The 7,519-nt window shown below is 66.2% G+C and carries 10 protein-coding genes and 2 tRNA genes; 4 read left to right on the top strand and 8 right to left on the bottom strand.

All coding sequences use genetic code 11. The features are described 5' to 3' along the window. A partial coding sequence (locus VL752_RS17375; RefSeq protein WP_325357123.1) for a DUF4132 domain-containing protein occupies positions 1-636 on the top strand: 636 nt, incomplete at its 5' end. Positions 637-645: 9 nt separating this feature from the next. Here VL752_RS17375 and VL752_RS17370 read toward each other — a convergent pair. The 3 genes from VL752_RS17370 to VL752_RS17360 form a co-directional block, all read right to left on the bottom strand. Beyond that, positions 646-1,449, bottom strand: coding sequence for an aspartate dehydrogenase (locus tag VL752_RS17370; RefSeq protein ID WP_325357122.1), 804 nt, complete (start codon positions 1,447-1,449; stop codon positions 646-648). 22 nt (positions 1,450-1,471) lie between these two features. Further along, positions 1,472-1,547, bottom strand: a tRNA-His gene (locus tag VL752_RS17365). 38 nt (positions 1,548-1,585) lie between these two features. Next, a complete protein-coding gene (locus tag VL752_RS17360) occupies positions 1,586-2,776 on the bottom strand; it encodes an aminotransferase (protein ID WP_325357121.1) in 1,191 nt (396 codons plus the stop codon). Positions 2,777-3,041: 265 nt separating this feature from the next. Between VL752_RS17360 and VL752_RS17355 the strand changes: the two genes are divergently transcribed. After that, complete coding sequence (locus VL752_RS17355; protein WP_325357120.1) at positions 3,042-3,380, top strand: P-II family nitrogen regulator; 339 nt, start codon at positions 3,042-3,044, stop codon at positions 3,378-3,380. Between the two features lie 66 nt (positions 3,381-3,446). After that, entirely contained in the window at positions 3,447-4,886 is a 1,440-nt protein-coding gene (glnA, locus tag VL752_RS17350) for a type I glutamate--ammonia ligase (protein ID WP_325357119.1), read from the top strand. An 81-nt stretch (positions 4,887-4,967) separates the two neighbouring features. Here the strand turns inward: glnA and VL752_RS17345 are convergent, their stop codons facing one another. Beyond that, a complete protein-coding gene (locus VL752_RS17345; RefSeq protein WP_325357118.1) occupies positions 4,968-5,102 on the bottom strand; it encodes a hypothetical protein in 135 nt (44 codons plus the stop codon). Between the two features lie 223 nt (positions 5,103-5,325). Continuing rightward, positions 5,326-6,297, bottom strand: a complete 972-nt coding sequence (locus VL752_RS17340) for a S1C family serine protease (RefSeq protein ID WP_325357117.1) — start codon at positions 6,295-6,297, stop codon at positions 5,326-5,328. A gap of 196 nt (positions 6,298-6,493) precedes the next feature. Here VL752_RS17340 and VL752_RS17335 point away from each other — a divergent pair. Next, positions 6,494-6,568, top strand: a tRNA-Thr gene (locus tag VL752_RS17335). Positions 6,569-6,639: 71 nt separating this feature from the next. On the opposite strand, the gene VL752_RS17330 is transcribed toward VL752_RS17335, so the two are convergent. From VL752_RS17330 to VL752_RS17320, 3 genes are all read right to left on the bottom strand, one after another. Beyond that, a complete protein-coding gene (locus VL752_RS17330; protein ID WP_325357116.1) occupies positions 6,640-6,879 on the bottom strand; it encodes a helix-turn-helix transcriptional regulator in 240 nt (79 codons plus the stop codon). Further along, positions 6,879-7,214 carry a hypothetical protein gene (locus VL752_RS17325; protein ID WP_325357115.1) on the bottom strand — a complete coding sequence of 112 codons (336 nt, stop codon included), beginning with the start codon at positions 7,212-7,214 and terminating at the stop codon, positions 6,879-6,881. Before VL752_RS17325 ends, VL752_RS17330 begins: the two co-directional genes overlap by 1 nt. Next, the coding region (locus VL752_RS17320) for a hypothetical protein (RefSeq protein ID WP_325357114.1) at positions 7,211-7,519 on the bottom strand (309 nt) is incomplete at its 5' end. The genes VL752_RS17325 and VL752_RS17320, both read right to left, overlap by 4 nt.

Here is a 7,519-nt window from a genome sequence, read left to right as displayed (position 1 = left end):
GACGACACGGCGGCGGCGGTGGCGGCCTGGCGGGCACGCATCGCGGCGCTGGAAGTGGTGCAGCCCTTCGCCCAAGCCTGGCGCGAGATCTACCGCGTCACCGATGCCGAGCGCGGCCTAGCACTGGCGGTCGATACGGTGCCGGCGGTCGTGTTTTCTGAGGTCATGCGGCATTGCGACCTGTTCACCGCGGTCGCCTCCATCGCCAGCGATCCCGCCTGGTACGATCGCGGCCGCACTGCCGAGCACCCCAGTCAGTGGCAGCGCGATGCGACGGAATACTGGGAGCGGGAGAGCCTCGCCGCGCTGTCGGAGGCGGCGCAGACCCGCCGGGCCCTGCTCGAGGCAATCGTCCTGCGGCTGGCGATCGCCGAGCGGTGCAGTTTCGATGAGCGAGCGCTGATCGTGCGCGGCAGGCTGCACAACTACCGGATCCATATCGGCTCGGCGGCGGTGGCGATCCTGCCGGCGCTGCGGCATCTCTGCATCGTCCCGGCGTCCGGGCGGGAATGTGAGAGCGGGCCGGTCTACCTGCCGTTCGCGGGCGACCGGACGCTGTCGGTGATCCTGTCCAAGGCGGTGCTGCTCGCGGCCGACGACAAGATCACCGATCCGATCATCCTGCGGCAGTTGTGACGGGATCGATCAGCTTCCCACCTTCAGCGTGGAAGTCAGGCCGCGCAGGCAGGCGAGGACCGAGAGGGGGGTCAGCTTGCCGGTGCGGGGGTTGGCCTCGCTGGGCACGTTCTCTACCGTCATGGTCAGGCGGGCGGCTTCGGCCTCGACTTTGATGGTGTGGATGTTGCGATCGACGCCCGGGTCGGCCCAGATGCGCACGGTGGTACGCTGGGGGCCGATGCCGGCGAGTGCCAGGGCCGCGGCGACGTTGACGTTGGCGGGGAAGCCGGCGGCGGCATCGAAGGCGTTGCCCTCGAAGATCACCGTGGGCGCGGTCACCGCCAGCACGTCGATGCCGTGTTTCTCCAGATAGGGCGCGCCGACCAGGCCGCGCGTGGGCTTGCGGGTCTCGATGGTGATGCTGGCGACCTCACCCTCGGCGGCGGCGCGCACGGCGTCCAGGCCGAGCAGCGCGCCGGTGGGGACGATGATGCGGGCGCCGCTGGCCTTCGCCTGCTCCACCAGGTGCATGCGCGGCAGCAGGGCGCCGACGGAGCTGGGCACGAAGATGCGGCCGGCGGCGATAGCGGGTCCGGCGATCTGCTCGAACACCGAAGCCGGGGCAGCCTCCACCACGACATCCGCCCGCGCGAGGTCGGCGAGGTCCACGATCTCCGGCGGGTGTGCGAAGCCGGCAATGTTGGCGCGAGCCTTGTCACGGTCGCGGGCACTGACGGCGACCAGCCGCAGCCCGTCCACGCCACGGTCGAGCGCCTGGGCCAGCGCGAGGCCGATCGCGCCGAGGCCGCCGATTGCCACCGTCAGGGTCATATGCGTGCACTCGAAAGGGGAATGGGGCGAACGACGGGGATCGAACCCGCGACAACTCGGACCACAACCGAGCGCTCTACCAACTGAGCTACGTCCGCCATACCTGCGACGCTCCTTAGCGTTCGCTGCGCGGCGTTTAGGCCGAAGCGGCCGGGCGCGTCAATGCGCCCGACGCGAACAGCCGCTCAAGCCTGGCCAGCGCCTCGGTCAGGACCTCGGGCTTCTTGCAGAAGGCGAAGCGGGCGTAGTGGCTGGGGGCGGCGCCCTCGTAGAAGGCGGTGACGGGGATCGCCGTCACCTTGGCCTGCTCGGTGATGAAGCGGCAGAACGCTGCATCGTCGCCGTTGAACCCGAGCGGACGGAAATCTGTGGTGACGAAATAGGTGCCCTGCACCGGCAGCACCTTAAAGCCGATGCGCGCCAACCCGTCCGCCAGCAGGTCGCGCTTGGCCTGCAGATCCCCGGAAAGGGAGGCGAAATAGGAATCGTCCTTGGCCAGGCCGACGGCCGCGGCGCGCTGCAAATTGGGCGGCGTGGTGAAGGTGAGGTTCTGGTGCGCCTTGATCGCCACGCCGGCCAGGGCTTTCGGTGCGGTGATGTAGCCGACCTTCCAGCCAGTGGCGGAGAAGGTCTTGCCCGCGCTGCCGATGCGCAGGCAGCGCTCGCGCATGCCGGGCAAGGTCATCAACGGGATGTGCTTCCAACCGTCGAAGGTGAGGTGCTCGTAGACCTCGTCGCACACGGCATAGGCGTCGTGCTTCTGCAGCAGCTCGGCGATGAAGGCGAGCTCGGCGGCGGTGAACACCTTGGAGCACGGGTTCATCGGCGTGTTGAGCAGGATCGCCTTGGTCTTCGGCCCGAAGGCGGCGGCGAGTTCGGCGCGCGGCAGCTCCCATTTCGGCGGCTGGAGGCGCACCAGCTTCGGCACCGCGCCGAGCAGGCGGACGACAGGCAGATAGGTGTCGTACAGCGGCTCGATCAGCACCACCTCGTCGCCGGGGTTAAGCAGCGCCATCAGGCAGGCGGTGATCGCCTCAGTGGCGCCGGATGTGACCACCACCTCGCTGTCGGGATCGACCTCGAGCCCGTAGAAGCGCCGGTTCGCCGCCGCGACGGCCTGGCGCAGCTCGGGCACGCCGGCCATCGGCGGATACTGGTTGCGCCCGTCCATCAGCGCGTCGGCGGCAGCCTTGAGCACGTCAGCCGGGCCGTCGGTATCGGGGAAACCCTGGCCGAGATTGATCGAGCCGTGTTGGACGGCGAGCGCCGACATCACCGTGAAGATGGTCGTGCCGGTGTTGGAGAGGAGCGTGTTGAGCGGCTTCACGGCAATCTGGCCTCATTGACTGGAGCGGGCCGACAGTAGGTCTGCCACGGCATGGGTTCAACCTGCCCGCAAAACAGGCATGGCCAGCCCAAATGCCGGGCGCAGGCACTGCCGTACTCGTGGGCATATCGCACCAATCCAGGGGTGTCGCGCAACAATCGCCGGTGGCACGCATCCTGCAACCCTGGTAAACGCCCTCCCTTGCGCGGGATGCGCGGCTTGGACAATGGGAAGGTGCGCGGGCTCGCCCGGGCAAGGAACACGGATGAAAAAGATCGAGGCGGTCATCAAGCCGTTCAAGCTGGACGAGGTGAAGGAGGCCCTGCACGAGGTGGGGCTGCAGGGCATCACGGTCGTCGAAGCCAAGGGTTTCGGCCGCCAGAAGGGGCACACGGAACTGTATCGCGGCGCCGAATACGTCGTCGATTTCCTCCCCAAGGTGAAGATCGAGGTGGTCTGCGAGGACGACGTGGTGGAGCGCGCGGTGGAAGCCATCGTGAATGCGGCCCGCACCGGGCGCATCGGCGACGGCAAGATCTTCATCAGCGCCATCGAGGAAGTCATCCGCATCCGCACCGGCGAGCGCGGCGAAGAGGCAATCTGACCAACGCCCGCCGGATGGCGGGCGGTTCTATCGACTGAATTCAAACTGGCGAGGGATATCGCAGACATGGCGAAAAAGGCGGCAACCGCGGGCGCGAGCAGCGGCGTCGACAAGGTGCTGGCGATGATCAAGGAGAACGCGGTCGAATATGTCGACCTGCGCTTCACCGATCCGCGCGGCAAGTGGCAGCACACCGCACAGCACGTCTCCACCATCGAGGAGGAGGTGTTACGCGACGGCTTCATGTTTGACGGCTCCTCGATCGCCGGCTGGAAGGCGATCAACGAGTCCGACATGATCCTGATGCCGGATCCGGACACGGCCGTGATGGACCCCTTCACCGCCAAGCCGCAGCTCATCCTGTTCTGCGACATCATCGAGCCCTCCACCGGCCAGGGCTATACCCGCGACCCGCGCTCGACCGCGAAGCGCGTTGAGGAATACCTCAAGGCAACCGGCATCGGCGACACGCTCGTCGTCGGCGCCGAAGCCGAGTTCTTCATCTTCGACAGCGTGAAGTTCGGCACGGGCGGCAACTACGGCATCTATCAGGTCGACAGCGTTGAAGGCCCCGGCTCCTCGCTGAAGGACTATCCGGAAGGCAATATGGGCCACCGCCCCAGCGTGAAGGGCGGCTACTTCCCGGTCGCACCGGTGGACGGCGATGTCGACCTCCGCGCCGAGATGCTCTCCACCATGGGCGAAATGGGCCTGATCATCGAGAAGCATCACCACGAGGTGGCGCAGAGCCAGCACGAGCTCGGCACGCGTTTCGCGACGCTGACCAAGATGGCCGACGAGATGCAGATCTATAAGTATTGCGTCCACAACGTCGCCCACAGCTACGGCAAGACGGCGACTTTCATGCCGAAGCCGATCTATGGCGACAACGGCTCCGGCATGCACACCCACCAGTCCATCTGGAAGGACGGCAAGCCGCTCTTCGCGGGCAATGGCTATGCCGATCTCTCCGAACTGTGCCTCTATTTCATCGGCGGCATCATCAAGCACGCGAAGGCCATCAATGCCTTCACCAACCCGTCGACCAACAGCTACAAGCGCCTGATCCCGGGCTTCGAGGCCCCCGTGCTGCTCGCCTATTCCGCGCGCAACCGTTCCGCCTCCTGCCGCATTCCCTACACGACCAGCCCCAAGGCCAAGCGCGTGGAAGTGCGCTTCCCCGATCCGACCGCGAACCCCTATCTCGCCTATTCGGCGATCGCCATGGCCGGCCTCGACGGCATCAAGAACAAGATCCATCCCGGCGATGCCATGGACAAGGATCTCTACGACCTGCCGCCCGAGGAACTGAAGGAAATCCCGACCGTCTGCGGCAGCCTGCGCGAAGCGCTGGACAGCCTCGCCGCCGACCATGAATTCCTGCTGCAGGGCGATGTCTTCACTAAGGACATGATCGAGGCTTACATCGAGCTGAAGATGAAGGAAGTGTACCGCTTCGAGCACACGCCGCACCCGGTCGAGTTCGAGATGTACTACTCCGCCTGATCCCGCTTCGGATCAGCCTGAACGACGGAACGGGGCGCCTGCGGGCGCCCCGTTTTCGTTTGAGCCCCTCTCCGCCCCGGGTCAGTCCTTCTTGGTGGCGCCCTTTGCGGGCAGCGGCGCTGCCTGCTTGAAGGGGGATTGGCTGGGCGCCAGCGTCTTCTTGCTCGCTTTGGGCTTCTTCGGCTCGCGCCCGCCCTTGTCACGACCTTTGGCCATCACGCTTCTCCTCGGCTGATTTGTGCTATCTCGCAGGCGAAGGCCGCCCGCCTGGCTCAGAGTGAGGGAGGCGCGGCCGACGCTCAGCGCCAGCCATCTTCGCTGGAACCGTCAGCCTGTCACATCAGGTAGCGAAGCGCCATCCATGTCGCCATCGGAGTGTGACTCGCGCTCTGATTCACGCGGCTGAACGGCTGTCGCGATTCAACCGAACCGATCAGACCTAATGCAGGCGTGGCTTCTTGAGCAGGCCGCGGCGGTCAACAGTCGCGATGGCGACGCTCATGCGGCGCTGGTCGCGCTGGACGGACAGCACAACCCTTGCCCCCGCTGGCCCATGGCCGCGCAAACTGCGCCAGAGCCCGGCGAGACTGTCCACCGTCTCCCCTTCCACGGCCAGCACTTCGTCCCCCTGGCGCAACCCCGCGGCGTCGGCCGGGCCGCCTTCGGCGACACCGCCGATCACCACCCGTTCCTCGTCCTCCATGGCATAGATGCCGAGCCAGGGTTGCGGTGGCCGGTTCACCTGACCCAGGCGCGTGAGGTCTTCGAGGATGGGGCGCAGAAGGTCGATCGGCACAACCATGTTCATATCGAGCCGGCTGCCGTGCTGGTCATCCTGCTGCAGGCTGAGCGACCCGATACCCAGAAGCTTGGCATCGCGGCTGATCAGCGCGCCGCCGCCCCAGAAGGGATGGGCGGGCGCGGTGAAGAGCGCATTGTCGATCAGATATTCCCAGTAGCCTGCGAACTCCTGGCAGCCGACGACGCGCGTTTCGATCGCCATGCGGCGGCCACCTGCAGAGGCGAAAATGGCGCCCTGGCCGACCTCGACATCGGTGCTGTGCCCGAGTTCAATGGGCCTTGCCCGCAGCCGGCCGAGCGGCTGGACGAGGCCGAAGCCGCTCTCGGCATCGAAGGCCAGCGCGTGGCCCGGCAGCGTCTGCCCATCCGCCGTCGTGATCCAGATCTCCTCCGCCTCGGTGATGAGATAGCCGATGGTGAGGATGAGGCCGTCCTCCGTGATGATGATTCCGGACCCCTCCCGCTCGGTGCCAAGGGCGGAGGCTGTGAAGGCATCGGCCGGCGCCGTCGCGCGCAACGCCACAATGGCGGCGAAGGCGGCCTCGAGATCGACGCCATAATGGGCCGGATCGGGCTGCAATTCGGCAGGAATCGGCGCGGCTTTGGGCATGATCGGTCCTCCGTCCGGGGCGGGCTCGGCTGCCGCCGCTTACAAGGGATGCGACCGGCGCGAGGGGCGCCGGCCGGATGGAGTATGATATGGGAAAGCGAGCCACGGGCAACCATTGCACGCATGCATGGGCGGCCTGCTCTGATGCGTCACAGGGGTTTGCACGTCGGCCGGCAAAGCGGCTACAAGCGCTGAGGCCGGGTTAGCACAGTGGTAGTGCAGCGGTTTTGTAAACCGAAGGTCGGGGGTTCAAATCCCTCACCCGGCACCAAAAGCCCTTGAAATATAAGACTTATTTCGCCCTTATGGTGCAGTTTGGTGTACTCACGATCCGGTGAGTGCCTATATTGCCCTGCGCCGCCCTGCCCTGCGGACCGGCTCGGCTCCCCTGCTCTGCTCCGCAATCCATGCGCGTACGACGTCCGGATCCCACCGAGGGCGATAGAGTGCCGCGACCCGTGGCGGCAGCCCGCTGGGTTTTTTAGACACCAGAGTCTGCACCGTGCTCTCAGTGTAGCCGAGGAAGGCCGCAAGTTCCCGGATGGTCCAGAGCTTGCCGTGGCTAGGGTCCGTGTTCGTCATCAGCCCTCTGTCCTTCCATAGGGGTATGGTTGACCTTCCAAGCAGGTCCCGTCCGTGATGACGCCCCAGGTCACGCTGTGGCCCGGAGGGAGTGCCTCGCCGCCCCACGGGCGCGCCGTACCCGCCTGGACCGTCCCGTCCGGCTCGCGGTTCTGACGGTGGCTCAGGGCAAGCTCGATGAGGTCGTGGCGCCTGAGCGTGCGCTCCACGCGCTGTCGGATGACCTTGGGGTCCTGCTTCAGCTGTCGGCCGATTTCAGCCCAGCTGCGTTTGGACCGGATCATCTCCTCGATCTCCCGGTCCATCGCTGGGCTGATGACGGTAGACCAACTCATGCGGCGATCCGATCTGGCTTGAGGTCCTCGACCTTCGAAAACCACGCCGGCGGGATGATGCCGTTGTAGATAAACCACGTGCGATATGAGTGCCCGCCCGCCCCATGCAGGGCATCCCGCCAGCTCGGAGCCAGGTGCTTCTTGCTCCACCTGTCCCACCGGTGCAGATTTCGGTCGCCGCGGGGGATCACGACCTCAATTCGGATGCGACGTTTGTCCATCATAAAGACAGGTCGATCCCGCGGCGCGCCAATGATGGCCTTCTCCCGGTCCGTCAGCTCTCGCTCCTGCCCGAGGCCATGGCC

The sequence above is a fragment of the Acidisoma sp. genome, from assembly GCF_035492295.1.
GTDB lineage: Bacteria > Pseudomonadota > Alphaproteobacteria > Acetobacterales > Acetobacteraceae > Acidisoma.
Note: the sequence above shows the minus strand (reverse complement) of the source record. Positions and strands in the feature narration are given on the sequence as shown.

Bases quoted from the DNA above. Each gene is read 5' to 3' on its own strand.
- VL752_RS17370 (WP_325357122.1), bottom strand. From the start codon at position 1,449: ATGACCCTGACGGTGGCAATCGGCGGCCTCGGCGCGATCGGCCTCGCG.
- VL752_RS17355 (WP_325357120.1), top strand. From the start codon at position 3,042: ATGAAAAAGATCGAGGCGGTCATCAAGCCGTTCAAGCTGGACGAGGTG.
- glnA (WP_325357119.1), top strand. From the start codon at position 3,447: ATGGCGAAAAAGGCGGCAACCGCGGGCGCGAGCAGCGGCGTCGACAAG.
- VL752_RS17345 (WP_325357118.1), bottom strand. From the start codon at position 5,102: ATGGCCAAAGGTCGTGACAAGGGCGGGCGCGAGCCGAAGAAGCCCAAA.
- VL752_RS17340 (WP_325357117.1), bottom strand. From the start codon at position 6,297: ATGCCCAAAGCCGCGCCGATTCCTGCCGAATTGCAGCCCGATCCGGCC.
- VL752_RS17330 (WP_325357116.1), bottom strand. From the start codon at position 6,879: ATGACGAACACGGACCCTAGCCACGGCAAGCTCTGGACCATCCGGGAA.
- VL752_RS17325 (WP_325357115.1), bottom strand. From the start codon at position 7,214: ATGAGTTGGTCTACCGTCATCAGCCCAGCGATGGACCGGGAGATCGAG.